This is a genomic window from Streptosporangium sp. NBC_01755 (genome assembly GCF_035917995.1).
Lineage (GTDB): Bacteria > Actinomycetota > Actinomycetes > Streptosporangiales > Streptosporangiaceae > Streptosporangium.
Window position 1 is genome coordinate 5,001,138 of record NZ_CP109131.1, and the last position, 26,671, is coordinate 5,027,808.

At 69.9% G+C, this 26,671-nt stretch carries 20 protein-coding genes and 1 tRNA gene; 11 read left to right on the top strand and 10 right to left on the bottom strand.

Annotated elements, in window-relative coordinates; genetic code table 11:
* Nucleotides 1–48: 48 nt before the first annotated feature.
* Nucleotides 49–1,674, bottom strand: coding sequence for a serine/threonine-protein kinase (locus OG884_RS23925; protein ID WP_326636353.1), 1,626 nt, complete (start codon nt 1,672–1,674; stop codon nt 49–51).
* Nucleotides 1,675–1,967: 293 nt separating this feature from the next.
* A complete protein-coding gene (locus OG884_RS23930; RefSeq protein ID WP_326636355.1) occupies nt 1,968–2,825 on the bottom strand; it encodes an arylamine N-acetyltransferase family protein in 858 nt (285 codons plus the stop codon).
* A 210-nt stretch (nt 2,826–3,035) separates the two neighbouring features.
* Between OG884_RS23930 and OG884_RS23935 the strand changes: the two genes are divergently transcribed.
* Nucleotides 3,036–3,725, top strand: a complete 690-nt coding sequence (locus OG884_RS23935; RefSeq protein ID WP_326636357.1) for a response regulator transcription factor — start codon at nt 3,036–3,038, stop codon at nt 3,723–3,725.
* Between the two features lie 135 nt (nt 3,726–3,860).
* Nucleotides 3,861–7,460, top strand: a complete 3,600-nt coding sequence (locus OG884_RS23940) for a DUF4153 domain-containing protein (protein ID WP_326636359.1) — start codon at nt 3,861–3,863, stop codon at nt 7,458–7,460.
* 108 nt (nt 7,461–7,568) lie between these two features.
* Here the strand turns inward: OG884_RS23940 and OG884_RS23945 are convergent, their stop codons facing one another.
* The 4 genes from OG884_RS23945 to OG884_RS23960 all read right to left on the bottom strand — a co-directional run bounded on the left by OG884_RS23945 (nt 7,569) and on the right by OG884_RS23960 (nt 9,641).
* Nucleotides 7,569–7,889: a hypothetical protein gene (locus OG884_RS23945; RefSeq protein WP_326636361.1), complete on the bottom strand. Its 321-nt coding sequence runs from the start codon at nt 7,887–7,889 to the stop codon at nt 7,569–7,571.
* The gene (locus OG884_RS23950) at nt 7,886–8,038 is read right to left on the bottom strand and encodes a hypothetical protein (RefSeq protein WP_326636363.1); all 153 of its coding nucleotides are present in this window, start codon (nt 8,036–8,038) and stop codon (nt 7,886–7,888) included. Before OG884_RS23950 ends, OG884_RS23945 begins: the two co-directional genes overlap by 4 nt.
* Nucleotides 8,039–8,134: 96 nt before the next feature.
* Nucleotides 8,135–9,355 carry a helix-turn-helix domain-containing protein gene (locus OG884_RS23955; protein WP_326636365.1) on the bottom strand — a complete coding sequence of 407 codons (1,221 nt, stop codon included), beginning with the start codon at nt 9,353–9,355 and terminating at the stop codon, nt 8,135–8,137.
* A gap of 103 nt (nt 9,356–9,458) precedes the next feature.
* A complete protein-coding gene (locus OG884_RS23960; protein WP_326636368.1) occupies nt 9,459–9,641 on the bottom strand; it encodes a hypothetical protein in 183 nt (60 codons plus the stop codon).
* On the opposite strand from OG884_RS23960, the gene OG884_RS23965 reads away from it, so the two are divergent.
* Entirely contained in the window at nt 9,640–10,209 is a 570-nt protein-coding gene (locus OG884_RS23965) for a hypothetical protein (protein ID WP_326636370.1), read from the top strand. The two genes, OG884_RS23960 and OG884_RS23965, sit on opposite strands and share 2 nt — an antisense overlap.
* A gap of 362 nt (nt 10,210–10,571) precedes the next feature.
* Nucleotides 10,572–11,102 (top strand): hypothetical protein, encoded by a 531-nt coding sequence (locus tag OG884_RS23970; RefSeq protein ID WP_326636372.1) that lies wholly within the window; start codon nt 10,572–10,574, stop codon nt 11,100–11,102.
* A 24-nt stretch (nt 11,103–11,126) separates the two neighbouring features.
* On the opposite strand, the gene OG884_RS23975 is transcribed toward OG884_RS23970, so the two are convergent.
* Nucleotides 11,127–12,068 (bottom strand): discoidin domain-containing protein, encoded by a 942-nt coding sequence (locus OG884_RS23975; RefSeq protein WP_326636376.1) that lies wholly within the window; start codon nt 12,066–12,068, stop codon nt 11,127–11,129.
* Between the two features lie 204 nt (nt 12,069–12,272).
* Between OG884_RS23975 and OG884_RS23980 the strand changes: the two genes are divergently transcribed.
* The 4 genes from OG884_RS23980 (at nt 12,273) to OG884_RS23995 (ending at nt 16,461) form a co-directional block, all read left to right on the top strand.
* Nucleotides 12,273–13,796 (top strand): N-acyl-D-amino-acid deacylase family protein, encoded by a 1,524-nt coding sequence (locus OG884_RS23980; protein WP_326636378.1) that lies wholly within the window; start codon nt 12,273–12,275, stop codon nt 13,794–13,796.
* Between the two features lie 419 nt (nt 13,797–14,215).
* On the top strand, nt 14,216–14,800 hold the full coding sequence (locus tag OG884_RS23985; RefSeq protein ID WP_326636380.1) for a hypothetical protein: 585 nt from the start codon (nt 14,216–14,218) through the stop codon (nt 14,798–14,800).
* Nucleotides 14,801–14,831: 31 nt separating this feature from the next.
* A complete protein-coding gene (locus OG884_RS23990) occupies nt 14,832–15,218 on the top strand; it encodes a Rid family detoxifying hydrolase (protein ID WP_326636382.1) in 387 nt (128 codons plus the stop codon).
* 31 nt (nt 15,219–15,249) lie between these two features.
* On the top strand, nt 15,250–16,461 hold the full coding sequence (locus tag OG884_RS23995) for a hypothetical protein (RefSeq protein WP_326636384.1): 1,212 nt from the start codon (nt 15,250–15,252) through the stop codon (nt 16,459–16,461).
* A gap of 145 nt (nt 16,462–16,606) precedes the next feature.
* Here the strand turns inward: OG884_RS23995 and OG884_RS24000 are convergent, their stop codons facing one another.
* A complete protein-coding gene (locus tag OG884_RS24000) occupies nt 16,607–17,227 on the bottom strand; it encodes a LysE family translocator (protein WP_326636386.1) in 621 nt (206 codons plus the stop codon).
* A gap of 286 nt (nt 17,228–17,513) precedes the next feature.
* Between OG884_RS24000 and OG884_RS24005 the strand changes: the two genes are divergently transcribed.
* Nucleotides 17,514–20,288, top strand: a complete 2,775-nt coding sequence (locus OG884_RS24005) for an ATP-binding protein (protein ID WP_326646978.1) — start codon at nt 17,514–17,516, stop codon at nt 20,286–20,288.
* A 77-nt stretch (nt 20,289–20,365) separates the two neighbouring features.
* Here OG884_RS24005 and OG884_RS24010 read toward each other — a convergent pair whose 3' ends face one another.
* Entirely contained in the window at nt 20,366–20,755 is a 390-nt protein-coding gene (locus OG884_RS24010; protein WP_326636387.1) for a response regulator transcription factor, read from the bottom strand.
* A gap of 171 nt (nt 20,756–20,926) precedes the next feature.
* Between OG884_RS24010 and OG884_RS24015 the strand changes: the two genes are divergently transcribed.
* A complete protein-coding gene (locus OG884_RS24015) occupies nt 20,927–22,087 on the top strand; it encodes a C40 family peptidase (RefSeq protein WP_326636389.1) in 1,161 nt (386 codons plus the stop codon).
* 105 nt (nt 22,088–22,192) lie between these two features.
* Nucleotides 22,193–22,267 (top strand) — tRNA-Arg (locus OG884_RS24020).
* 1,668 nt (nt 22,268–23,935) lie between these two features.
* Here the strand turns inward: OG884_RS24020 and OG884_RS24025 are convergent.
* Nucleotides 23,936–26,617, bottom strand: coding sequence for a calcium-translocating P-type ATPase, PMCA-type (locus OG884_RS24025; protein ID WP_326636391.1), 2,682 nt, complete (start codon nt 26,615–26,617; stop codon nt 23,936–23,938).
* Nucleotides 26,618–26,671 lie beyond the last annotated feature (54 nt).

Below are 26,671 nucleotides of genomic sequence, written 5' to 3' on the forward strand. Positions count from 1 at the left end.
TGTGCCCGCCCGCGTGCCTGCCCTGCGATGAGGGGACGTCTGGATGGTTCATTCGCCCGCTTTCTGATTGTTCAACGCGTTCGCGACCCACGTCGCGGTGGTGTGGGCACCCGCCTGGATCGCAGGACCGTCCTTGCTGCCGTCCACCACGGTGTAACCGACCTCCAGGACGAGGCTGTCCACACGGATGATCACATAGCTCTGCTCCAGCCTGCCTGTCCTGCGGTTCTCGTAGACGTCGTAGCCGAACGACTCGTCCCCGACGGGTTTCACGGCCGTCGGCGCCGTGGAGCGGGCGGAGCGGATACCGGCCTGGATCTCCGGCCAGCTCCAGGCGTTCTCCCCGCTCGGTATGGTGCTCTGGTGCTGGTTCACGAACAGCTCGTGGGCCTGCTGAGGGCTCTTGCCCCACTGCTTGCTATCGGGAAGACGCACCTCCAGTCCCATGCCACTGACCGCCCACTGGCAGCCCCCGTCGTTGGTGGGCTTGCCCTCGCCGGTCAGCGCGGGCAGCAGTTGCCTGGCCCTGTTGCCGGGGATGAGCCTGCACACGTCCACAGGAGTGCTGAAGGCGCCGGGACTTTCGCTGAGCCTGATCCCTCTCTCGGCGGCCGTCGGGGCCGGGGTCAGCAGGAACGTCACCCCGAAGGTGACCCCGATGACCACCGCGATCCCGGCCATCTCGGCGGCGGCCCATTGCGCCGCACGTCCCCGGCCCGGCTTGGACGGCTGTACGGGGACAGAGGGGGAGACGGGGGCAGAGGCGGGAGCAGAGGCGGGGACGGCGGGCGGTAGGGGGTGGTGCGGTGCGGCGGCTGGAATCCCGCCGGCCCTGTCGGCCTTGGCGACCGTACGGCCGGTGGCCAGCTCGGCCAGGGAGCGGGCGACGGCGTCGAACGACGGCCGGGCCTTGGGAACCGGGTCGAGCATGAGCATCAGCAGCGGGCCCAGCCCGCCCGCGCGCTCCGGCGGCCTGGGCGGCTCGGTGAGCACCCGGTCGATCGCCGCGATGGGGGTCTCCGCCGGGTGCGGCGGCATACCCTCAACGGCGAAGTAGAGCGTGGCGCCGAGAGACCACAGGTCGGAGGCGGGGCCGCTGCGTTCGCCGCGCAGTTGTTCCGGCGCGATGTAGTTGGGCGAGCCGATCAGGTGGCCGGTCCGACCTGAGGTGACCTCGCCGTCGACGACCGCGGTGCCGAAGTCGGTGAGGACCGCCCTGCCGGTCCTGGTGAGAAAGACGTTGCCCGGTTTCACGTCGCGGTGGACCACACCGGCGGCGTGGGCGGTGCCGAGCGCGCTGAGGATGCCCACACCGATCCTGGCCACCTGGTGCAGCGGCAGCGGGCTCCGGTCGCGGACCGTTTGCTCCAGAGACGCGCCTGAAAGAAGCTCCATGACGATCCAGGGCCGCTCCTGGTCGATGACCACGTCATGGACGGTCACGATCGAGGGATGCTTGAGCCTGGCGGCGAGGTTGGCCTCGCGAAGCGCCGAGGCGAGGACCTCCCGCCGCCTGGCGGGATCGAGGTCAGGCGGGAGCCGAACCTCCTTCACCGCCACGTCACGGCCAAGCATCTCGTCGGTGGCGAGCCAGACCGTGCCTGCCCCGCCCCCGGAGAGAGGGCTGAGTAGCCGATAGCGGTCCGCCAGCACTTGAGTGTCGATCCTGCTCACCCCGTTCGCTATCCCATCGCGGACAGCAACATAGTCACTTAGCGGCACATGAACCAATGAAAAGGGATTCCGCCTGCCGCATTGAGACCTGGTTTCCGCTTACGCGGTGTCATGGGCGTCCTCACAACGCGACGGAGCCGAGAGCCGGCGCCCGTACGGGCGGAAAATCGGTTCGACCGAGTGGCCGTGGGGAGGGCGTGCCGCCGACGCCCCGGAGTCGAGGTCAGGCGCCCGTACGGGCGGGGGCGATCATGTCTCCTGGTTCGACCGAGTGGCCGTGGAGAGTTTGAATCTCAGGATTCAAACCATCTCTCGTGGGCGGTCCACAGGCGCTGCCAGAGTTTGGCGCGTTCGGAGGGGGTGACGTCGGCCAGGGGGAGGGCGAAGACGTCGGCCAGTATCTCGAAGTAGTCGCGTTCGGTCTGCGCGGTCAGGGTGTGTTCGCGGTCGCCGATACGGGTGAGGACCAGGCCCCGCATCGCGTCGACACCGCTCGCGTCGCGCCGCTGAACCGTGGCCACCCGTACGAAGCCCGACTCGGGAGAGGTGGACAGGAACTCGTGCATCGCGGCGAACTCCGACATCTCGGCGGGTCCGGCGCGGAAGTCCATGCCGAGGAAGCTGCCGCGCGGGTCATGGTCGAACCGCCATCCGCCGGGCTCCACCTCGGAGGGGCGCAGGCCGTAGGTGAAGGGGCCCTGCCGGTAGACGCCCTCGACGAGTGGGAGCGGGGCGTGGATCGCGTCGCCGAGGCCCTGGTCGACCAGCCACTCACCGTCGGGATTGTCCGGGCAGGGCAGACCGGAGACGGTGAGCACGAGATGGCCGCCGTCCACGTTCGGCGGCCCCTCGGCCTTGCCCTGCACCCCGCCCACGTGCCTCCGCACCCGGTAGCCGAGCGCCTCCAGCAGCAAGGAGAACGCCCCGTTGAGGTGGTAGCAGTAGCCACCCCGGCCACCGATGATCCGCGCGGCCGACTCCGCGGGGTCGACGGTCGTCGGCCGGCCCAGCCAGATCTCCAGGCATTCGTACGGCACCCGTTGCACGTGTGCCCGGTGCAGCAGGTGCAGCGACTCCACGCTCGGAGGGCCGTCGACCCTGACGTCGACCCTGACGTCGATCCTGCGGAGGTACGCGGTGACATCGATCACTCCGTCACGGTAACGCCGGGACGGTCGCGGACCTAGCGATGCCGGGGCGCGGCGCGTCCGGTGATGTCAGGGCGGACCCGGCCCACCAGGCCACGGCCACGCCGACGACCTGGCCATCGAAGCGTTTGGAGATGGCGCGCCTGGTGAGTGCGCAGAACCTTCACAATTCACCGCAGGTCTTCTGCACGGCTCCGGTCTACGCTGCCGAGCATGGCAACCCCTCAGCAACGACGTGTCCTCGTGGTCGAGGACGACGAGACGATCGCGCGGGCCGTACGCCACAGGCTGGCCGCCGAGGGCTTCGACGTGCTGGTCGTCGGGGACGGGGAGGCGGCGCTGGTCGCCTACGCGAAGACGGGGCCCGACGTGGTGGTGCTCGACCGGCTGCTGCCCGGCCTCGACGGTCTTGAGGTGTGCCGGCGGATGCAGGCGGCCAGGCCGGTTCCGGTGCTCATGCTCACCGCACTGGGTGAGGAGACCGACCTGCTCGTGGGGCTCGGGGTCGGGGCCGACGACTACATGGCCAAGCCGTTCAGCATGCGCGAGCTGGTCGCCCGGGTGCACGCCCTGCTCCGCCGGGTCGAGCGGGCCTCCCAGCTGGCCGTGGCCGACACGGTCATCCGCGTCGCCGACGTCGAGATAGACACCGCCGAGCGCCGGGTCTACGTGCGGGGCGACGAGGCCCAGCTGACCAGGACCGAGTTCGACCTGCTCTGCCGCCTCGCCGAGCGCCCAGGTCAGGTCTTCGAGCGGGAGCGGCTGCTGGCGGACATCTGGGGCTTCTCCGAGGCCGCGGCGACCCGTACCGTCGACAGCCACGTCCGTGCCCTGCGCCGCAAGCTCGGCCCCGGCGTCGTCCGTACCGTCCACGGCGTCGGCTACGCCCTGGTGCGGCAGTGAACGCGCCTTCCGGTACGGCCCCGGAACGCGCTCGCGTCCGGCCGGAGGTGAGCGTACCCGTACGAGAACCGATCGCCCTTCCCGGCAGTCAACCTCTGTATGCCCTTTCCCTCCGACACCTGGATGCGCCGACCCTTGAGACCTCTCGACTTCCTTGGCCGGATCAAGGCGAAGCTCGGCATGGTGATCCTGCTGGCCGTGGTGGCGGCGTTCGTCGTCAACGAGGTCGGCCTCAACGCCGGCTACTCGCGCAACGTGCGCGTCGCGGTGGCCGTGGTGTTCGCGCTGATCATGGTGCAGTTGCTCGCGCGGGGAATGACCAAGCCGCTGCGCGAGATGGCCGCCGCCGCGCAGACCATCGCCAAGGGCCGGTACGGCCTGCGGGTCACCGCGACCTCCCGTGACGAGGTCGGCGAGCTCGCCCGCGCCTTCAACGCGATGGCCGCCGATCTGGGCGAGGTGGACCGGCAGCGGCGGGATCTGGTGGCCAACGTCAGCCACGAGCTCCGCACGCCGATCACCGCGCTCCGTGCGGTACTGGAGAACGTGGTCGACGGGGTCTCGGAGCCCGATCCCGTCACCCTCGGCACCGCGCTCGCCCAGACCGAGCGGCTGGGCCGGCTGGTCGCGCAGCTGCTCGACCTGTCCCGGCTGGAGTCGGGTGCCCGGCTGATCGAACGTGAGGACGTCGAGCTGCGCCCGCTCTGCGAGCAGGCCCTTCGGGAGGCCGTACTGGCCAGGGAGGACGTGACGGCCCGCTGCCAGGTCCCGGAAGGACTGAGCATGCGCGCCGACCCCGACCTGCTCGCGCAGGTCCTCGCCAACCTGCTGGACAACGCGGTGCGGCACAGTCCCGACGGCGGGACCGTGGTGCTGGCGGCGGTGGCCAGGGGAGAGGGCGTCCGGCTCCGGGTGAGCGATCAGGGACCGGGGATCGCGGCCGAGGACCGGGCGCGGGCGTTCGAGCGCTTCTCCCGCCTGGACGCGGGACGGACCGCCGACGACGGCGGCGCCGGGCTGGGCCTGGCCATCACCAAGGAGATCGTCGAACTCCACGGCGGCTCCATCCACGTCGAAGACGGTCTCGGCTGCCACATCGTGACCGACCTCCCGGAAAGGATTGAGATGAACCCCCCGTCTCCGCCTGCCAAGGACGTTTCCTCCTCCGGAGCGAATTCCTTTGAGGTGAACTCCACGGCAGTGCATGGCGGCGCCCCGGACAAGGCCCCTGCGAGTAAGGCTCATACGCCTTCTGTATCGGACAAGACCTCTGCGTACGAGGTCGCGAATCCCGTCGTCTCGACGCCTTCCGCCCCGGGAAAGGCCCAGGTGAGCGAGGCCCCCGAGGACCTTGCCGCCTCCTCGTCTGCCGCCTCGCACGCGAGCGGCACACCGACAGGGGCCGGCGAGCGTCACGAGGTCACCGGGAGCGCTCAGGAACAGGAACCTCATGAGATCTCAGGGGATGCTCAGCAGCCGGATCCTCGCGAGGCCGCCGGCATCGACTCCGGTTCCGGTGAACCAGCCGGGGTCGAAAAGGTATCCGGGGTCTCCGGGCCGACCGTGACCGGTGAGGCATTCGGGCCTCCTCGGCGGGAGGTCACCGCCGGGGAGCCTGGGCGCCAGGTGGTGTCCGTCCCCATGTCCGCCCCTGCGGACTCCGAAGCCTCCACTCCCGAGTCCGACGCGCCCGCCGTGCCACCTCCTTCGCCCTCTTTGCCCTCTTCGCCCGCGCAGCCGTTTCCCCCCCAGCCGGTCCTCGTGCGGGACAGGCGGGACGGGGACGTGCGCCGGGAGCAGGTCGTGGTGCGGAACTGGTCCGGGGCGTTCCTCGGTCTCTTCCTCGGGGGTGTCGCCGGGCTGGTCTGCGCGGTGATCGTGGGCATCGGCCTCGCGGGCTTCGACGTCCTGCTGGCCGCGTTCGTCGGTGCCGTCCTCTTCATGATCGGCGTGTTCGTCGGCACGGTCATCGGCGCCACCACGCCCACCAACGAGATCTGGTCCGCCGGCGAACCGCTCCCGCACCGGCCTCCCGCGCGGGGACCCGCCGCGCAGCGCGTCACCGTACCGGAGGTCCAGGAGAAGGAGAGAGCGGCGCAGCCGGTGGGCGCCAGGAGCGGGTCCTCGGGAGCCCCGGGGGGTTTCGCGCCGATCCGGGAGGAATACAGAACGGCTGTTCAGCCACAGGGAGGATCCGGAAAACCCGGAGCCTCCAGAGTCTCCGAGGGGGCTGGAGGCTCCGGCGGGTACGAGGCGCCGCCCCTCTTCCCCCGGCCCGACCTGCCGGACACCCCCCGGTGGGTGCTGCCGGCCTCCGCTGCCGTCGGGTTGCTCGCCGCGGTCGCGGTGCCGTACAGCAGGGCCGGTCTCGGACTCGTGCTGGTGTCGGTCGCCATGGGGGCGGCGGCGATCCCGGCGGTGCGAGCCAGGATCACCCCGTGGTCGGCCGGGATGGGGGCGATCGCCTACGGGCTGGTCGCGACGGTGATGTTCAGGGACGCCGACTGGCTGGTCGGGATGCTCCTGCCGGCCGGGTTCCTGCTGGCCGCGCTCGCTCTGTCGGGGGCCGGGCGCGGCTGGCTCGGGGTGCTCAGGGGAGGTGCGTCCGTGCTCCTGAGCCTGTTGCCGGTGCCATGGTTCCTCGGAGCGAGGCTGAAGGGTCTCGCGGACCGCAGGAGGGTGGTCCCCCTGCTGTTCGGGGGCGGGCTGACCGTCGTGCTGCTGGCGGTGTTCGGGGCGCTGTTCGCCTCGGCGGACGCGGTCTTCGCCGAGGCCGTCCAGCAGGTGTTCAGCGCGCAGGACTGGGCCGAGTCGCTGCCGCTGCGGATCCTCCTCTTCGTGGTCTTCGCGGCCGTGGTGGCCTCCGCCGTGCTGGTCGGCCTGCGTCCGGTGGCCGAGCCGAAGGCCCCCGACCTGAAGGTCACGGTCGGCCGCGGTCTCTGGGTGACCCCGCTGACGGCGCTCAACCTGCTGTTCGCCACGTTCGTGGGGATGCAGCTCACCGTGCTGTTCGGCAGCACCCGGTGGGTGGTCTCCGCCACCGGGCTGACCTACGCCGAGTACGCGCGTTCGGGGTTCTTCCAGCTCGTCATCGTCAGCGTGTTCGTGCTGGCGATCGTCGCGGTCGCCTCGGGGACGCTGGATCTCAAAGGCTTCGACCGGTGGCTGATGGCCGGGCTGCTCGGCCTGCTCTGCGTGCTGACCCTGGTGATCCTCTTCTCCGCGCTGCACCGCCTGGACCTGTACGCCGACGCCTACGGGCTCTCCCGGCTGCGGGCCTCGGTGGAGGCGACGGTCTGGTGGCTGGGCGGGGTCTTCGCACTGGTCCTCGCCGCGGGCGCGGCCCGGCTCACCGGGCGAGGGCACGCACGCTGGCTGCCCAGGACCCTCGTGCTGATGACGAGCGCCTCGCTGCTGGCGTTCGCGGTGTGGAACCCCGACCTGCGGGTCGCCGAGACCCAGATCGCGGTACGGGGCGTGGACCGGGTCGACCTCGAATACCTGGGCGACCTCGGCGCCGAGGCGGTCCCCGCACTGGACAGGCTGCCCGAGCCGTCCCGCAGCTGCGTCCTGCTGGACGTGATCGCGGCCAACGACCTCGCCGGACCCGACCCCTGGAACGGCTGGAACCTGGCCCGGCGCGAGGCGAGGGAACTGTTGGCCCGGCGACCGGTGCTCAGGAACGCCTCGTGCTCGCAGACCCTCTCCCGCCTGGAGATCCCCAACCAGGACTGAGCGACTTCGAGGGCCGCCGAGCCGTACGTCTCGCCCGCGTCACGTACGGTACGTCGTCAACGGCACGGCGGCCCTGGGCCGGGGAAGGGACGGGGCCGCCGTGCCTGCTCAGAAGCGGCCGATAGTGGCCGAGGTGGAGGTGAGCGCCCAACGCTGCAGGAGTGAGGTCATCTCGGCCTCGCGCATCTGCGCCTTCAGCCCGTCGACGGTCCGGTCGCACAGGAGCAGTGGTTCGGGGGTGGGCCAGGTGGCGATGGCGTGGAAGAGACGGCTGCCGGTTCCGTACAACACGGCCCAGCCGGGCCAGGTGATCTGCAGCATCGTGGCTTCGGCACGGGCCTCGTGGTCCCAGGTGTAGTGCGGGACTGGGGCGGCGGCCTGGCCGTCGCGGTGACGGCCGCGGGCGGCGGCCAGGCAGCGGCGGATCATGAGACCACCTGCCCGGCCTGTGCCTCCTGCGCGATGGCCTCCTGCCGGTCGGTCTCGGCGCGCAGGGCCTCCAGGCTGTCGGCGTCGACGGTCCGCTCGGCACCGGCATGGAACGCGGCCAGTGCGGAGGGCGAGGCTTTGCCCGGCATCCGACGTGTGCGGTGGTTCCGTGTCTCGATGCATGCAGACAGCGTGACCGTCATGGGAGACGGTGAAGTATCACGAGTTCGTGAAACTTGGATCCACTACGGCAGGCCGAGCCAGTTCGCGAAGGTGCTGAGGCTTCGGGGGCGTCGCCGTTCGAGGTTGACGAGCATCCGGACGGTCTCGCGGACCATCGGATGGTTGCGGGTCTGTTGAGGGGCGACCCGGCGGGCGGCGAGCAGTGTCTCCAGGGCCTTCTGGCGGTCGCCGTGGTAGAGCCAGCCGCGGGCCAGGTCGATGTAGTAGTGGCCGAGCCGGACCGGTGCGACCGCCGGAGGGAGCACGGCATGCCGAGCGCGGCGGACCGCTTCGCCGCCGTCGTACATCTCCACCGCGGCTGCGACCTCGTGCATGATCACGTTGGAGGGGCCGAATTCCAGGCCGTAGTGGTTCGCGTCCTGGCCCAGTACGCGGGCGGCCTCGCGGGCGTGTTCGATGTGCTCGAATGCCCTCTGCCGGTCAGTGGCACGGGCAGCGAAGATCGCGGATCGGAGATGAGCCGCGCCGTACACGCTCAGTTCGGCGACGGTCAGCCGGCCGAGATCCTCGCCGACGTCTCGCCGCACCCGATCCAGGAGAATCAGGCCCTTGTCGTAGGTGGCCGTGGCCAGGAACAGCGTCGAACGCTGCCATTGCGTGCGAGCGACACGCAGCGGGTCCTGTGACGCCTGGGCCGCCCATGCCACGCGATCCATGGCGAGGCCGCGCAGGTCGAAGTAGCCCAGGGTGTAGGCGATCGCCGTCACTCCGGTGTACGCCTCGGAGAGCAGCCCGAAGAGTTCGTCGCGGCGTGTTCCCTCGCTGACGTGGACGGCGCGGGTCAGCTCCTCCAGCAGGCCCGGAAGCATCTCCCCGAGTTGGACGTACCGGGCCTGTCTGCCCAGTGCGGACGCACGCCGCACGTCCGTGCGGAGCTGCTCCATCGGTGGTGGCGGGACGTCCTCGTCGGGGAGGTCCCACGACAGGAGTGCCTGCCGGATCTGCGGGACGCAGTCGTGGATCCGGTCCTCTCGTGCGCCGGGATCTCGGTACGGCTGACCGGTCAGCTCACCGAGCTCGATCCGCAGGGTTCGTGCCACGGCGGTGATGAGGGCCTGAGTGGCCGGCTTGTGTCCTCGTTCGACCTGGGCGATCAGGCTCTTGGAACAGGGCACACGGTCGGCGAGCTGCTGCTGTGTCAGGCCGCGCAGCTTGCGAGCCTGAGCGATCCGCCGCCCGATGCCTTCTTCGGCGGCTGGGGCATTCGTACTGCCGTCGCGCATGAGCAGGCCCCACCCGTATCCGTATTGGTCCCGACAACCTCAGGCTACGTGCGGTGCTTTTGCCGTGTCAGGGGAACGCCCCGCCGGCCGGAGCCCGGCTGCTTCACCCCGGTGCGCTCAGCTGTTCTCGGTTCATCAGGCGAACCCGGAGCCCGGCGCTTTTCATCCAGACCGTCGGCGGCAGCTTGTGTGGAGATTGTGCAGCTTTGGTAGAGACGTCGAGCAAGGCATGGCGAGCAATGTGGAGACGGCGCCCCACTTTTTCGGTGCCGATTCCTCCTGCCATGCAGAAACTGTGGCTGCTCTCCTTGCTGGTGGCGGCCGGCTGGTTTCTTCTGGCGCTCGTTTCCTACCTTCGGATACCACTGTTTCTGGAGAACCCTCTGCTTTATATGCTGCCGCTTTTATGGGGCTGGCTGTGGTCGCTGTTGTGGTCTTTCGCCGGGGTGATGTCCTACCTGGCTGTCAAAGCGTACGGACGCTCGGTGGCGGTGTTGACGGCTACTTCGATCCTGGGAGCGCTGATCTGGACGACAGACTGGAAAATAGTCTATCTGGAGAGTCAGCTTCGGCTGCATCATGAGACATTCGCCGACCTCGCCTCCTCCTACGAGAGTGGCCGGCTGCTTGAGGTTCCCTCGTGGATGGAGTACCTGTCGATAGAGGGGGATGTACAAGCCCAAAAGAACGGCCTTTATTTCCCGGTTTTCGTCGATAAGTGGCGTGCCGAATCCGGTGCGGGGTTCGCCTACATACCGGGCAAGGCCGATTCTCAGACGATCATTCAAACCACGGAGGGCGACATAGGGAGCCCAACGTATGATCTCGGCAAGGGCTGGTGGTGGGTCGAGTGAGGTGGTTTCCGGCTGATTCACTTCCCGTCACCTGCTCCGACCTCTGAAAGAGGCCGCGGGCGGGAGCGCCTGCCCGCGTCACGTATGGCGGCTTCGGCGCGGGCTTCGTGGTCCCAGGTGTAGTAGGGGACGAGGTGGTGGTGCGGCCGTCGCGGTGGCGTCCGCATGCGGCGGCCAGGGCATCTCATGCGCGAGCGGACGTGCCGGTCTCCCGCCACCAGCAGGCTCCAAGCCATCGACAAGACGTCCCCGACAGGTTGTATGGCGAACGTCATCACCACTCACAGGGTCGACATGAACGGCTACCACTACAGGCTCAATTCCCGCCTGGAGCCCGCCTGCCAACGGAAAACGAGGAGCGCATGAACAACATCCTGTCCAGGGTCGGCACTCTGGCCGCCGGGCTGACACTCGTCGCGGCCCTTGCGTCCCCGGCCCAGGCCGCCGAGCCCCCCGCTCTCGGCGGCGACTCCCCTACGGCCGCCGCCGGCCCCCTCCTCAAGATCGTGTTCGGCTCGCTTCAGGCCTTCGATCTGGAGGAGAGCGGCGAGGATGAGATCCGTGTGCGGATCATAGGTCAGAACGGCGCTGAGTACCTCGGCTGGCCCACCAACGGTGACGAGGTCGACACCAAGGCCGGAACCTGCTGGGTATGGGAGTATTCGGTATGCTCCGCCGGTTCCGCAGAGCGCGCCGCCGGGGTGTACAAGAGCCAGACCACCGTCGCCGGAGGATCGTTCACCATCGAGGTGTGGGAGGACGATTACATCGGCGACGACCTGCTGCTGCGCATCCCGGTGACCGCAAGGGGCGGCTATCAGGACATCGACGCTTACTCCCCTGCCGGCAAGGGATTCTCCTACCGGTTCGTGGGACACCTGGAGCCCGCGTAACAAGGTCCGCCGCGCCGGGCCGCCTCAGGCTACGTGCGGTTTCCTGTGAAGCTCCATGCCACGCCGGCCCGGATTGAAGCGGGCCGAGGTCGTCCGGGGGGTGATTTCGGTTGGGGACGCCCGCGCACTCCTGACAGGCTTGCTCTTGATCCAGGTGTTGAGCTTGCGCGCGGCGGCGAGGGACTTGGCGTCGCCGCTGGTCACCGCCAGGTCGCCGTCGGTGGCCGAGTCGCCGCCGTTGACACTCTGGCAGGCGGTGTTCTGCTCGGCGGCGAGCAGGCCGGGGGTGATCGACGAGGGGTGGGCCAGCACGTACTTCACCAGGCCGTCGAAGATCTTCTTCGCATCCGGGTCGGCCCCGGCCATCGTGGCGGTGATGACCATGCCGTAGCCCTGCGCCTCGGCCACGTACGGGTGGTCGGCGTCGGGGGAGATGATCTGATACCAGCCGTTGCCGCAGTTCTGCTTGACGAAGGCGGCCTTCCAGCGCTGGTAGTAGTCGATCACCTTCTGGTCGAGCGTGGCCTGGGCGCCGCTGGGACGCAGTATCCCGGCCGCGTAGGGGATCGCATGCGAGCCGAACGGCACGCCGGGGCCGCCGGGGGTGATCGTCGGGGTGGGACTCGGGGTGGTGCCGCCGGTGCTGCCGTAGACCTCCATCTCGTACAGCGAGTAGCCGTAGACGGTGCCGTGCGCGGTGCCGTACATCCGCACGTAGCGGCCGATGCCGGAGTCGTGGCCCTCGGCGGAGGCCCAGCGGGTGGTGGTGTTGCCGTCGAAGGCGGCCGAGGGGAGGAACGTGGCGTCCTCGTTGGAGGACGAGGTGGCCGGACGGCCCTGGGACAGCAGGGAGTCGGCGGCGAAGCCGGGTGGGGCCGCCAGCACGAACACCGATGCGATCAGTGCCGACGCCAGTGCCAGGACGAGGACGGTCGAGGGGCGTTGGAGACGCGGTCTCGCATGCACAGGGGGTGCCCTCTCTGCGATCACTTAGTTAGGAAAGATTCCTAACTAGAAAAAGATGTCACCATCCATGACGCGTCATGGTCAAGGGGGCGGGGGTCCAAATTCCCGGTTACGTGCGATGCGGGGGAAATCAGGGACATGGACAGGGAGAACGAAGGCCGACATGGGGTGCCTTGAACACCTCCCGAATGATTGAATCCGGGCATGTCGTTCGATGTGTTGATCAGGGATGGCTGGGTGCTCGACGGCACCGGGGCCCCGGCCTGCCGGGCCGACGTCGGCGTCACCGGTGACCGGATCGCCGCCGTGGGCCGCCTGGACGCCGCGGAGGCCACGACGGTGGTCGAGGCCGCCGGGCGCCACGTCATGCCCGGCCTCGTTGACTGCCATGTCCACGGCGACGCCATCGTCCTCGACAAGGAGGTGCAGCTCGCCGCGCTCCGGCAGGGGGTGACCACCTTCGTCCTCGGCCAGGACGGGCTCTCCTTCGCCCCCTCCACCACCCAGGAGACCTTCGCCTACGCCACCCGCTACTTCGCGGCGGTCAACGGCGTCCACCCCTCGGCCGACGGGCCGATCGGCGTCGGGGAACTGCTCGACGGCTACGACAGGACGACCGCGCTGAACACCGCCTACCTGCTGCCGCACGGCACGATCCGGCACGACGTGATGGGCGCCGCCGGACGGGCCGCCTCCGCCGACGAGGTGGCCGCGATGCTGGCCCGCGTCGAGCGCGGCCTGTCGGAGGGGGCGGCCGGCCTCTCCACCGGGCTGGAGTACGCCCCGGGCCGCTACGCCGACGCCGCCGAGATCGCCGCGCTCTGCGCGCCGCTCGGCCGCCTGCCGTACGTGACGCACATGCGCGGGTACGGGGCGGCGGCCCCGGCGGGAATGGCCGAGGTGACCGACATCGCCCGTCGCTCGGGCGCCGCGGTGCACGTCTCGCACTACCACGGCCCGGCCACGACCCTCCTGCCGCTGGTCGACGAGGCTCGGCTCCGAGGGCTGGACATCACCTTCGACACCTACCCCTACCTGCGGGGCAGCACGATCCTGGCGATGGTCGCGCTGCCGGCCTGGGTCCCGGACGCCGACGCCGACCGGGCGCTGGAGGTGCTGGAGTCCGAGCGGATCGAGTGGGACGAGATGCTCTGGCCGAGGATCACCTTCTCCCACGTACCTGGCGCCGAGTGGGCCGAGGGGCTGACGCTGCCCGAGGCCGCCGCCGAGGCGGGGCTGGAGCCGGGAGAGTTCTGCCGCCGGATCCTGATCGACACCCGGCTGGAGGCCGGATGCATGGTGGCCCGCCCTGACGAGGGCCCCGAGGGGGAGGCGTCGGTCCGCGCGATCCTGCGTCACCCGGCGCACACCGGCGGCTCCGACGGCATCTACGTGGGCGGCCACCCCCACCCCCGCGGCTACGGGGCATTCGCCAGGATGCTCGGCCACCACGTCCGCGAGACCGGAGACTGGACCCTGGAGCAGGCGGCGGTCCACCTCTCCTCGCACCCGGCCCGCCGCTTCGGCCTCGAAGGGCGCGGCCTCGTCCGTCCAGGGCAGGTCGCCGATCTGGTCGTCCTCGACGCGGGAGCGGTCGCCGACCTGGCCACCTACGCCGCCCCGCGGACCCCGGCCACCGGGATCGGCGACGTCCTCGTCTCCGGGGTTCCGGCCCTCGCCGGGGGGCAGCTCACCGGCGCCACCCCCGGCAGGGCGCTGCGGCCCTGAGAGCGCGGTTCTGAACGGCATGTGGTGAGGCGCCGCAGCCTTGGGAGGAGAGTGCGGCCCCGAGAATGTGGTTCTGAACGGCGCGTGGTGAGGGCGCCGCAGTCTTGAGAGCGCGCAACGCGGCTCGGCAGGGGTGGCGTCTTCGAGGTCACGGCACCGGAGAGGGCGCCGTGAGGATAGGGTCCTCAGGGTGACCAACGGGGCGCGATCTCCCATGCCCGGATTCAACGGCCGATGGTCCGGTAAATCCGCAAAGGTGACCACAGGGAGGGTCGGAACGTGAAGGGGATCGTGGATCCCGAGAGGGCGCTGGGGGCCTCGCTGTCCTGGCGGAACTGGGCCATGAGGGCGGCCGGGGCGGCAGCCGTACCCTCGCCGAGCTGCTGGAGGTCGCCTCGGCGGCGCAGCGGGCCGAGGGCGTGGAGCTGGCCGGCGTCGCCGGGTACGAGGGGTCGCTGGGATCCACCGGCGAGGTGCGGGCCTACCTGCACCGGCTGCTGGAGGCACTGGAACACCTGCGGGTGCGCGATCCGATCCTGTCCGTGGGCGGCAGCCAGTGGTTCGACGTGATCGGCCGCGAGCTCGCCACCTGCCGGGCCAGGGTCATGCTGCGCAGCGGTGCCTACATCTCCCACGACGACGGCTACTATCGCGAGCGCACCCCGTACACCCGGATGGACGGGGAGTTGCGCGCCGCGCTGGAGATCTGGGCACACGTGCTGAGCGTTCCCGAGCCCGGCCTGGCCGTGGTCGGGTTCGGCAAGCGCGACGCCCCCTTCGATGAGGGGCTGCCGATCCCGCGCGGAGCCGTCGCGGACGCGACGGTGCTCAAGGTCCAGGACCAGCACACGGTCCTGAGGCCTGCGCCGGGCTCGCCGGTGCGGCCGGGAGACCTGGTGTCGTTCGGCATCTCCCACCCGTGCACCGCCTTCGACAAGTGGCGGGTCATACCGGTGGTCGACGAGGAGTACGTCGTCGTCGACCTGATAAACACCTTTTTCTGATCCCCTGTTTCCCCTTTTGAGGAGTGACGAGATGAGCGGCAAGCAGGAGCTGCGTACCGACGAGGGCGCGGCGCCCGTGGGGGCGTACTCGCAGGGCCTCGTGGTCGGCGATTTCGTCTACACCTCGGGGATGGGGCCGCTGAGCCCCGAGACCGGCGAGGTCGTCGGGACCGACGTGGCCGAGCAGACGCATCAGGTGATGCGCAACCTCGCCGCCGTCCTCGCGGCGCACGGCCTCGGCTTCGACGACGTGGTGAAGTCGACGGTGCACCTGCAGCACCTCAAGCGTGACTTCGCCGCCTACAACGAGGCGTACAAGTCCTACTTCACCCGCCCCTATCCCGTCCGCACGACCGTCGGCTCCGACCTGATGGACATCCTTGTCGAGATCGACTTCGTGGCCTACAGGCCGCGTTAGAGTCTGACCGACTTCGTGGGAGGGCGGCGGCTTGGACAGCTCGCTATACGTCTACGTCGAGGACGTACGCGGGGAGGGCATGGAGGCGGTCCTTGACCGGATCACCGGATACGGCCTGACGGGGGTGACCGTGGCCGCGGCATACCGCCGCGCCCGCGACGTCACCCCGCACGGCCGCTCCCGGGTGACGCTCCGCAGCGACGGCGCGCACTTCATGCCGCCCGCCGACCTTTTCGGCGGGCTGCGGCTGGTCCCGCCCGTCCAGGAGGGGGCCGAGGACGAGCCACTGGCCGCGCTCCGCCTGGCCACCGCCGAGCGGGGGCTCGCGCTGCACGGCTGGACCGTCTTCCTGCAGAACACCACGCTCGGCCTGGCCAACCCGGATGTGACGGTACGCAACTGCTTCGGTGACCGGAGCTCGCCCGTGGACCTGTGCCCCTCCCACCCCGACGTGCGCCTGTACGCGGTAGCGCTGGGCAGGGCGGTGGCCAGGCAGGGAGTCGACAGCGTGGTGGCCGAGGCGCTGCACTTCTCGACGTTCGGCCACGGCTACCACCACGAGCGCAGCTTCGTCCCGCTCGGGCCGATGGACGCGTTCCTGCTCGGCCTGTGCTTCTGCGACTTCTGCATGCGCCGAGCCACCGACCTGGGGGTCAACGCCGAGGTGGCGCGCGAGGAGTGCACCAGGATCGTGGACGCCGTCCTCGACGGAGATCCGCCCGCCCAGGGCGAGGTGACCCGCGCGGCCCTGACCGCGTACGCGGGCCCGGAGGTGGTCGCCTACGCGCGGGCCCGCTCCGAGGTGGTGACCTCGCTGGTCTCCGACGTCTCCGGCGCCGTCGCGGCCGAGGGGGCGCGCCTGGTCTTCCTGGACGCCACAGGCTCCGTCAAGGGCTACACCGACGGCCTGCCCTCGCCGGGGCTCGCCGCGCACGACTCCTGGCAGCTCGGCGTCGACCTGGTCGCCCTAGGCGACCTGGTGCCCTCGCTCGGCGTGCTCGCCTACGCCCGCGACGCGGGCAGGGTGGCGGACGATGTGGTCGCCTACCGCCGCTCGACGGGCAAGGACAGGGAACTGCGGGTCGTTCTCCGTCCGGGCCTCCCCGACACCGACTCGGCCGACCGCCTCGCGGCCAAGGTCCGCGCCGTGCGGGCCTCGGGGGCCGACGCGGTCGACTTCTACGCGTACGGGCTCATGCCCTACCCGATCCTGGAGCGCATCCGGGGCGCGCTCTCCGCCTGACCTCACCTGACCTCACCGGGCGAGGGCGCCGTCCAGGACGGCGCTCACGGCCCGGGCGGCGAAGTCGTCTGGCTCGCCTGGTGGGGGACCTGTGCGGCCAGCTGGGTTCGTACGTTCAGGCTTCGTACGTTCAGGCTTCGTACGTTCAGACGGAGCGGCCGGAGAGCGCGGTCGCGACGCCGAGGACGAGGTAGACGACCCCGCTGAAGTGGCCGAGCAAGGTCGACCTGATCCTCAGCCGGGTGCCGAGGGCGCCCGCGGCCATGGCGTAGATCAGGTCGGAGATCAGGCCCAGGACCAGCAGGGTCGTGCCCAGGATGGCGATCTGCAGCGGAACCGCACCCGCCTCCGGCTCCACGAACTGCGGCAGGAACGCCAGGAAGAAGAGGATGACCTTGGGGTTGAGCAGGTTGACGACCATGCCCTCAAGGAAGATCGCCCGCAGCGGCTGCGGGGCCGCCTCCTGCGCCGTGAGCTCCTGCCTGCTCGTCAGCGCCCGGACGCCCAGATAGACCAGGTAGGCCACACCGGCCCACTTGATCACGTTGAACAGGGTCGCGGACTGTGCGATCACGTACGAGAGACCGGCCGCCGCCGCGGCGATGTGCACCAGCGTGCCGACCTCCACGCCGAACGCGCTCGCGACACCGGCGGCGCGGCCCTGCGAGACGGCGCGGGTGATGATGTAGATGTGGTTCGGGCCTGGCACCAGGACCAGTGCCAGCGACGCGACCGAGAAGATCAGTAATGTGGACGGGGAGACCATGCTCCGACCTTAGGGGCGTCCGTCTCCCCGTCGTCAGGGCCAATGGGCGGACGCCTCGGGGTACCAATCGGGCCCCGCGTCCGCCGGAACCGGCCCCGCCGACGCCTTGTGAAGCGTTCCGGCCAGGCGATCGATCCCGGCGCCGACGCGACGTCGGCCGCGGTGCGGAGCCGGCCGGAATCGGCTCCGCCGGTGCCTCACACGAGACGTCTCGGGTGATCGACCCCCGAGCCGGTGCGACGTCGATCGTCCATTCCCGTCGGTGCCTCGTGCGATACTCGCCGACGTGGGGTGGCAAAGCACGCAAAGCGTTCTTATCGGGCGATCGGCAGAGCTAAATCGCCTGACCGCCGTGCTCGACACCGCCGCCGCGGGGCAGGCGGGAGTCGCCCTCCTGGGAGGCGACGCGGGCATCGGCAAGACCCGGATGGTCACCGAGCTGGCAGAGCGGGCCGAGGCCGCTGGATTCGCCGTGCTCGTCGGGCAGTGCGCCGAACTCGGCGACGCCCTTCCGTACCTCCCGCTCGCCGACGCCCTGCGCTCCGTGCGCGGGGAACTGCGCGCGGAGCTCAACGCGCGACCGGTCCTCGGCAGGCTGCTGCCCGGCGGCACCGACCCGGGCAGGGAGAGCACGTCGGGCCTGACACAGCAGCAGCTCTTCGGCTCGATGCTCGGCTTCCTGTCCGCACGGCCCGTGCTGCTGGTCCTCGAAGACCTGCACTGGGCCGACCAGTCCACCCGCGATCTGCTGGTCTTCCTCAGCCGGATGCTGCAGACCGAGCCGGTCTGCCTCGTCGGCACCTACCGCACCGACGACCTCCACCGCCGCCACCCGCTGCGCCGGGTCCTCGCCGAGCTCAAGCGGCTCCCCTCGGTGACGTCCGTGGAGCTGGATCCCCTCGACCGTCACGAGATGACCGACTATCTGGCCACGCTCGGCGGCACCGACGCCCGCGTGATGCGGGAGGTGGTCGACAGGGCCGAGGGCAACCCCTTCTACGCCCAGGAGCTGCTGGAGGCGGTCTCCGCCGGCTGCTCGATGCCCGACGGTCTGGCCGGCCTGCTGCTCTCCCGGGTGGAGCTGCTCTCCGACCCCGCGCAGGGGGTGCTCCGCGGCGCGGCCGTCGCGGGTCGCCGGGCCGACCACGATCTGCTCCAGCAGGCATCGGGCCTCGACGACCTGGCCTTCGATGGGGCCATGCGAGAGATCGTCTCGCGTGGCCTGCTCCGCCCCGACGGGGAGTACGGCTACGCCTTCCGGCACGCGCTCCTGCAGGAGGTCGTCTACAACGACCTGCTGCCCGGCGAGCGGACCAGGACGCACGCCGAGTTCGCCCGCCTGCTGACCGCCCGAGGCGGTTCCGCGGCCGAGCTCGCCCACCACTACCTGGCGGGACACGATCTGCCCGGAGCGCTGGTGGCGTCGGTGGAGGCCGGGCGGAGGGCCGAGCGGCTGGGCGCCCCGGCCGAGGCGCACCGCCACTTCGACCGGGCGCTCGGGCTCTGGGACCGGGTCCCCGACGCCGAGCGACTGGCCGGGATCGACCACGTCGGCCTCGCCAGGCGCAGTGCCGACGCGGCGGCCGACAGCGGCGACAACCACCGGGCTGTCTCCCAGTTCCGGCGCCTGCCGCCCTCCGCCGAGGTCAACGAGCGTCTGGCGTACGTCCTCATCGACACGGACGACCTGGAGGGCGCGATCGTCGCCGCGCACGCGGCGGTCGAGGCGGCACCAGAGGGGCCGGTGCTCGCCCGCGCGCTCGCGACCTACGCACGCTCGCTCTACTGGAGCGAGCGGCACGACGAGGTCGAGGCGCTGGCGGGCCGAGCCCTGGAGGCGGCCCGCGCGAGCGGCGCCGCCGACGCGGAGACCAGCGCGCTGATCACCCTCGCGGCTCTCGCGGCCCTCGCCGGCGACATCCCCCGAGCCAAGGAACTGCTCGCCTGCGCCACCGCGGAGAGTTCGGGCAACCTCGCCATCGACCTGCGGGCCATCTTCAACCATGCCCGGGTCCAGTACGAGAACGGAGACCTGGCCGAGGCCGCGGTCACCACCGACCGGGGGCTGCGGGTGGCGGGGGAGACCGGGCTCAACTGGAGCACCTTCGGCACCGACCTGCGCTTTCTGCGGCTCCTGGTTCACTACGTCGCGGGGGAGTGGGACCAGGCGGAGAAGGTCGCCGCCGGGTTCGGCGTCCGCGTCGGCACCCCGGCCGAGGCGCTCCTGTCGTCCTTCGCGCTCTTCGTCGAGGTGGCCAGGGGCCTGCCGGCCGTCGAGGAACGCCTGTCCTGGCTGGAGCCCTTCTGGCCCGACGAGGTCACGGTCACCTCCATGGGCCGCGGCCTGGCCGCCGAGCACGCACTGTGGCGCGGAGACCCCGAGAGCGCGCTCGAACACGCCCTCGCGGGACTCGACGCCCTTGTTCCCAACGATCCGGCCGTGATCCGGCTCAGCAGCACCGCCCTGTGGGCGCTGACCGACCTGGGACGCGCGGCCGAGGCCGACGCCTTCCTGGAACGGGCCAGGGTGCCCGCCGCCGTAGGCCCCGGTTCCGTCCGCCGGGGCCCGCTGGGGTCCGAGGGGCTGGCCTGGCTGGCCAGGGCCGAGGCCGAGTGGCACCGCGCGCACGGCCGGTTCGACGTCGCGGCGTGGCGCGCGGTGGTCGAGGCGTTTGATTTTGGATTCGTCTACGAGGTCGCGCGCTCGCGGTGGCGGCTGGCCGAGGCGCTGCTCGTCGCGGGCGAGCGCGCCGAGGCCCTGAAGGAATGGGAACTGGCCGTCGAGGCCGCCGAGTCACTGCGCGCCAGGCCGCTCGGCGCAGCCCTGGCCGAGCTGGGCCGCAGGGCGCGCTTCGTCTCCGCGTCGCCGACCCTGCTCACGGCTCGTGAGCAGGAGGTGCTCGCCCTGGTGGCCGAGGGGCTGTCCAACCGCGAGATCGGTGAGCGGCTGTTCATCGCGCAGAAGACGGTGAGCGTGCACGTCTCCAACATTCTTTCCAAGCTGGGCGTCTCCTCCCGCACCCAGGCCGCCGCCGTGGCCCGCAGAGACGGCCTGCTCTGACCACGGGCCGTCGAGACAGGGGCGGCGGGCATCTGGTCTGACCACGGGCGGGACCCGTGGCCGGTGCCCGATCCGCTCTAACCGCCGCGCGCGGTCAGGGCCAGATCGCGGACGACCTGGATCAGCTCGGCAGGGTCGAAGGGCTTCGTGAGGTAGGCGTCGACCCCGATCCCGAGGCCTCGCCGCTTGTCGTCCTCCTGCGCCCGCGCGGTGATCAGGACCACCTTGATGTGCCTGGTCCCCTTGTCGCCTCGCAGCCTGGTGGCGGTCATCCAACCGTCCAGCCTGGGCATCATGACGTCCAGCGTGATGACGTCTGGCATCACGTCCAGCACCCGGTCCAGGCAGTCCTGCCCGTCGGAGGCCGTGTCGACCTGAAACCCCTCCAGGGTCAGGTTGACCGCGATGAGCTGCCGGATGACGTCGTCGTCATCCACTACCAACACCCTGCCCAGAACCTCTCCCACGGCGTGAGGCTAACCCCTCTTCCCCGCTCCCGCGCGGGTTTCCGCGGATGTGTACGCACAGCTGTCCACAGGCGACGGGTTTTCCACAGAACCGCGTTCGGCTCCTTGGCGATCACTTCTGCACGCCGATCCTGGGGCCTCGATCCTTCATCGAGCCCAAGGAGGGCGTGCGTGATCACGGCATTCGTCACCGTCTCCATCCTCTCGGCGGTCCTCGCGGGGAGCTTCCAGGTCCCCGCGCCCCGCCTCTCCCCGGAAGCCTGCGGCGCCTGGGCCGGCCTTCTCTCCACGACGGCCCCGCACTGGCTGCCGGAGGAGGTCCGCGTCACCCTGACCGCCGTCTGCGAGGCTCGGCGCACCGTTCTCCCGGATACCGGAGCCACCTTGACAGATCGCCCCGCGTCGACGCCGCCCGGTGCCGCCCTCCCGGACACAGACGGCAACCGGTCGACGGCCTTCTCGGATCCGGGCGGCGGATGGCCGATGGACTTCTCGGGGGCGGACGGTGAGTGGACAGGAACCCCTCACAGCCCTGATGGCGGACTGATGGCCCACTTCCAGGGCGAGCATGACGAATGGCCGGGAAGCGACGGCCCTCCGGGAGACGACCACTCCCGCGGGCCCGCCACCCCTCCGGTTTCCCCTGCCCGTGCTGCCGCAGGCTCTCTCGCCGGCGCTTCGGCAGATTCTCCCGTCGGTTCGAGTTCCGCTTCCGCTCCTTCAGCGAAGCGGAAGGCTCCTTGGGCCTCCTCCCGCCCGGAATCCTCCCGCCCGGAATCCTCGCGAGCGCTCGCCGAGCGGTCACAGCGCCCACCACGCGGGAGGAAAACGCCATCCGGCGGATGGGCGGCGTCCTCACCCGGAAGGAAAGTCCCACCCAAGGGGCGGGCAGCGTCTGCGCGCGGGCAGGCAGCGGTCTCGCGTGGACGCGGCGCGCCCACGCGGGGGCAGATCGCGGCGGTCGCGGCGCTCCGCCAGGTCGGCAGGCCGTACGTCTGGGGCGGCGGTTCGAGCGCCGGCCCGACCGGCGGGGGCTTCGACTGCTCAGGGCTCGCCCTGCACGCCTGGTCCAGGGCCGGGGCCAGGCTCACCCACTACACCGGAACCCAGTTCAGGCAGGGCCGCCGGGTGCCGTTCTCGCAGCTCCGGCCAGGAGACCTGGTCTTCTTCGGCGGAGGTGTCAAAGACCCCACCCACGTGGGCGTCTACGTGAAGGACGGCGTCATGGTCCACGCCCCGGGAACCGGTGACGTCGTCAGGACGACCGACTTCGCCGCCTCGGCCTACTACCTCTCCCGCTATCGGGGCGCCGTCCGCCCCTCCCCGAGCTGACCAGCCGACCCGATGACCCTCCGTTCCCGAGTGTTCTCCGAAGATCCCCGTTCCCGCCACGAGTGTCGGTCAGCCCCAGGAAGCTGGTAGTGTAATCACACGTTGGCCCCCTTAGCTCAGGGGATAGAGCACCGGCCTCCGGAGCCGGGAGCGCAAGTTCGAATCTTGCAGGGGGCACCAGCGATCTACCAGGGGAAACCCAGCAACGACCTGCGGGAACGCGGGTCGTTTCGCTTTCCTGGCTGTGCCGTCCTATGCCACCAAATCCGGCCGTGTGCCACTGGTCGCGTACCAGGGGCGTACCGAATATCGAGGGGGACATTCGCATCACGGTGTTCGAGGGGCCGATAGCCCGACTTGGTTCGAGGGGCCGATAGCCCGACTTGTTTGCCACGAGCTCGACCATCTCTTCGGACTTCTCTACCGGTCGCGCATACGGCCAGGGGTGGAGCCGATACCTGTTTCCCAATACAAAGGCACTGGCCGACCTTGGGCGAGTCATCAGGGGCGACCTTTCACGGGAAGGGCGGATCAACTGGCGCGTGCAGGAGACCAGGCCGCTTCCTCGCGGCGCCGGCGCCAAGTGTAACGGTGGGGCTGTTTCCGCTGGTCAGAGGGGCGATGATGTACCGAATCACATGTGGCAGTCGCGCACCGTCTGCCAGTGAAATCTCTTGCCAGCCTTGATCTCTGCCTGGCGATGTACGTGGTAACGGTCTCTTATCCGGTACATCGCCCCGGCTCACGGTGTCTTTCTGGCGTATTTCGGCCGCACCCCATATTGGTCAGCCCCCGAGCTTGTGCGGTCCCTTCCTGTCGCCCTCCTAATTCACCAGGATCAGTCGTAATATCTGTTCCTGAAATTATCGGAGAAGGTGTAGTGCCACGCCTGTGCGAAACTGACGCGGCCTGCATTGCTCATTAACCGAGCCCGAGCATCCAAACCGTCCTCGAACCCGGCTTCGTAGCCTTGTTCCCTGCCTGCCTTTCCGCAAGGTGTGAGGCCCATCCCGTCTGCATCCATGGATGTGCCGCCTGAGTAGCGCCTTATTCGGTAGCCACTGCTCCATTCTTCGGCGAACACCGGACAGTTACCGTGTCCGGGAATTCCGCACGACTGCTGGTGAGGCGGGGGGACGAGCACGCGCCCGCGGGGGGGCATCGTGGTGGAAGACGAGCGTACGAGGTAGAAGAAATCCCCCAGCTCCCGTGCTATCTGGCTGGTCAGCCTTTTTCGGTTGTCGATCCACCAGGCGGCGCTGGTTTTGGTGTCCAGGATCCGCCGCACCCGATTGGGCGTCATGTCATCCCAGTGGTATTGGATGAATCGTTGCCGTATGTCTGCGGCGAGGTGGCATTGCTGGACGTCGCCTTGTAGAGGAGGGGGGGAGTAGAGGGGAGGGGGGGAATACGACATGGGGGGAGTCTAAAGAAGGTGAAGCGGAGATTTAGGACTTTTGACCTGCTCCACCATGGGTGCCACTGGAATACGGTCAAAAAGGGCCGTGGCCCGCGCGCTTGCGGCAGTACGCCGGCCGGGGTTTCGGCGGCGGGCCACCGTGCGATCGTGGGGACCGGATTGGCGCGCGAAGCGATGTCGGCTCACTGTCCGCGATGGCGATCCGGTCTGCTCCCGTCCAAGGCGTTTCCGCGAAGTCACCGTCGTCACACCTCTCGGGCCAGGCCGCTCCTGAGGGCCGCGAAGGAGACCTTCGACGCGCTTGGCGTGATCCCGTGGAGCGATCGGGTGTGCCGCGGGCTTCGAGCCTCTGGTGAGCGGATCGAGCGGCGCCCGGATGAGATCCGCGACAAACTCACCGCGCAGCGCTGGGACATCACGTGGACGAGTCACGTTCTCCTGCGAAGGATGAACTTGACCAGCTCGCCCGCCCAGAGAATCGCCGAGCCGACGGCCGCGCAGACCAACCACTGACCGGCGGTGAGGTTCGTGACGGTGAAGAAGGCGTGCAGGGCCGGCCACTCCACCATGGCGACCAGGAGCACGAGCACGACCCCGATCGCCACGAAGGTCGAGGGGTTGGCGAAAGTACTGCGGTGGAAGGCGCTGCGCAGGTCGTCACGGACGTTGATCAGGTTGAAGATCTGGAAGAAGACGAAGGTGACGAAGGCCATCGTCCCCGCGACCGACACCTGCCCGGCCGCCGCGGCGTGCCCGGGGGCCAGAATCAGGACGGCGAGTGTGCCACCCGACATGACCGCTCCCGCCAGCAGAATGCGCAACAGCCGGGTGGTGGTGAGGATGCGCTCGTCCCGGGGCCGCGGCGGGTGCTTCATCGCGTCCGGGCCGGCCGGGTCCACCCCGAGGGATAGCGCAGGCGGCCCGTCCATGACGAGGTTGACGAAGAGGATCTGAACCGCGGTGAACGGAGCGCCTCCGGCCAGCCCGGTCAATGAAGCGGCGAGGAAGGTGAGCACGAACCCGAAGGCCGTCGAGAGCTGGAAGCGGGTGAACTTCACGATGTTCGCGTAGATGCCGCGGCCTTCACGGACCGCGTCCACCACGGTCGTGAAGTTGTCGTCGGTGAGGATCATGGTGGCGGCTTCTTTGCTCACCTCTGTCCCAGTGATGCCCATCGCGACGCCGATATCCGCCTTGCGCAGGGCGGGGGCGTCATTGACGCCGTCTCCGGTCATCGCCACCACCTGGCCGGAGTCCTGCAGGGCCTGCACGATGCGAATCTTGTGTTGTGGGGTCACCCGGGCGACGACCCCGATCTCCGGCAATTCCCGGGCCAGCTCCTCGTCGGAGATCGAGTCGAGCTCGGCACCGGTGATCGCCTTGCCAGGGATGTTCAGCTGGCGGGCGATGGCCGCGGCCGTCACCGCGTGGTCACCGGTGATCATCCGGACCTGGATTCCCGCCTGGTGACACTGCGCGATGGCCTCGGCGGCCTCAGGGCGCGGCGGGTCGACGATGCCGACCAGCGCCAGCATCACGATGCCGTCGACCAGTCCCTTCAGGTCGGTCTCCGCGTCGAGGCCGGGGAGGTCCTTGACGCCGATCGCCAGCACACGCAGCCCCTGTTCGGCCAGCTCCCGGTTGCCGTCGGCGTACCGTTCGCGCGCCGCGACGTCGAAGTACCGGGTGCCGTCGGCCGTCAGGTACCGGTCGGCGCGGGCGGCGAGCACGTCGGGCGCGCCCTTGACGAAGCAGCGCACCCGGTCGCCGGTCTGGTGAAAGACGGCCATGAACTTGTCGTCGGAGTCGAACGGCACCTCGGCGATGCGCGGATGCCGTCGCCGGAGCGCGGTGACGTCCACCCCGCCCTTCTCCGCCAGCACGACCAGCGCGAGCTCGGTCGGATCACCGACCACGTCGTCCTCGCCGTGGACCAACGCGTCGGTGCAGAGCGCCATGCCGACCAGCGCCTCGTGGAGCGCCGGCCCCTCGGCGGGGGAGTCGTCGGTGCTGCGGATACGACCCTCAGCGGAGTATCCCTGACCCGACACGGTAAAGCGGCGGTCGGCCAGCCGCACCTCGCGGGCCGTCATCTGGTTGAGGGTCAGCGTGCCCGTCTTGTCGGTGCAGATCTGCGAGGTGCTGCCCAGCGTCTCGACCGAGGCCAGGCGTTTGACGATCGCCCCGCGGCGGGCCAGGCGTGCCGTACCCATGGCCAAGGTGAAGGCCACGACGGCGGGCAGCCCCTCGGGCACGGTGGCCACGGCGAGCGAGACGGAGGTGATGAACAGGTCGCCGACGGGTTGCCCGCGCAGCAGACCCAGCACGAACACGATCACGATGACGACGCCCGCGATCAGCGCCAAGGTCTTGCCCAGGGCGTTGATCTGACGTTGCAGCGGGGTGGGCGCCGGTTCGGTCTCCTGGATCAGCCCGGCGATCTGCCCGATCTCCGTAGCGGCCCCGGTCGCCGTCACGATCATTCGGGCGTGGCCGCGGGTGACGATCGTGTTCATGAAGACCGAGGTGACACGGTCGGCCAGCGGCGCGTCCGGGGCGACCTCGGCCTCGGCGGACTTGGCGGTGGCCTCGGCCTCGCCGGTCAGCGCCGCCTCCTGGACCTCCAGCGATGCGGAGGAGAGCAGCCGTCCGTCGGCCGGCACCCGGGCGCCCGCCTCCAGTTCGACGATGTCGCCGGGCACCAGGTCGGCCGCGTCCAGGCGTATGGCGGAGCCGTCCCTGAGCACGGTGGCCTCGGTGTGGAGCATCTTCTGAAGCGCCTCCAGCGACGCCTCCGCCTTGGACTCCTGGACGAAGCCGATGGTCGCGTTGAGCAGGACCACCAGGACGATGATCGCGGGTGTCTCCCACTCCCCTGTGACCAGCAGGCTCACCAGCGCCGCGCCGATCAGGGTGAGGATCAGCAGATCCTGGAACTGCCGCAGGAACGCGTGCCAGCGCGGCTCACGCTGCGCTTCGGGCAGCCGGTTGGGCCCGTGCTCGCCGCGCCGCCGTACGGCTTCCGCCTCGGTCAGTCCCTCGGCAGGGTCCGTGCCGTAGTTCCGGGCCACTTCGGCTGGGCCGGCCGCGTGCCAGGCGATGTCGCTCATGTGGCAACCCTAGGTAGGCGATTCCAAGCCGTCATCCGTCAGATGACCGCGGCC